The organism is Nocardia noduli (genome assembly GCF_019038455.1).
GTDB classification, from domain to species: Bacteria; Actinomycetota; Actinomycetes; order Mycobacteriales; family Mycobacteriaceae; genus Nocardia; species Nocardia noduli.
This window is the reverse complement of sequence record NZ_JAFMPL010000248.1, coordinates 1-981: the sequence shown is the minus strand read 5'-3', so window position 1 is coordinate 981 and position 981 is coordinate 1. Positions and strand designations below refer to the sequence as shown.

The window sequence follows — 981 nt, the reverse complement described above, 5'->3', positions numbered from 1 at the left end:
GGGACTGTGGTGGTGACCGGTGGTACCGGTGGTTTGGGTCGGATCCTGGCCCGGCATCTGGTGGGTGTGCGGGGTGTGCGGTCGCTGGTGTTGGCTTCTCGTCGGGGTATCGCCGCGGCGGGTGCGGGCGAGTTGGTCGAGGAATTGACCGGTTCGGGTGCGCGGGTGGCGGTGGTGGCCTGTGACGTGTCCACCCGTGCCGGGGTCGAGCAGTTGCTGGCCGCCGTACCGGACGAGGACCCTTTGGTCGGGGTGGTGCACGCGGCGGGTGTGCTCGACGACGGCGTGATCGCGTCGCTGACACCGCAACGCCTCGACACGGTACTGACCGCCAAAGCCGATGCGGCCTGGCATCTGCACGAGCTGACGCGTGAGCTGGATCTGGGCATGTTCGTCATGTACTCCTCGGCTGCGGGCCTGCTGGGTTCTCCCGGTCAGGGCAACTACGCGGCGGCCAATCAGTTCCTCGACGGGCTGGCCGAATACCGCCGTGCTCAAGGCCTGGCCGCGACGTCGATCGCGTGGGGATTGTGGGGATCATCGACCGGGATGACCGGTCACCTCGACGGTGGCGATACCGCACGCATGAGCCGTGGCGGCTATCTGGCGATGACCGATGAGCAGGGTATGGCGATGTTCGACACCGCCGTGACCGCCGAGCACGCCACAGTGCTGGCAGCGCGGTTCGACACCACCGCGCTGGCCGTGCAAGCCCGCGCGGGGATGCTGACACCGATACTGCACAACCTCGTTCCCCACGCCCGCCGCACAGCCGCCGACAGCGCCGGTGCAGGCAGCGGGGTGGCGGGATCGCAACTGCGGCAACGCTTGTCCGGCCTCGACGAAGCCGAACAGATCAAGATCCTGCTGGAATTGGTGCGGACCCAGGTGGCGATCGTGCTCGGACACGACGACGCCACCGCGATCGACGCCGACCGTAACTTCCAGGAACTGGGATTCGACTCCCTCACCGCCGTCGAA

At 67.7% G+C, this 981-nt stretch carries 1 protein-coding gene; it reads left to right on the top strand.

Annotated features, from left to right (window positions below; all coding sequences use genetic code 11):
- Positions 1–12: 12 nt before the first annotated feature.
- On the top strand, positions 13–981 hold a 969-nt coding region (locus tag JZ792_RS41205), incomplete at its 3' end, for a type I polyketide synthase (protein ID WP_308165652.1).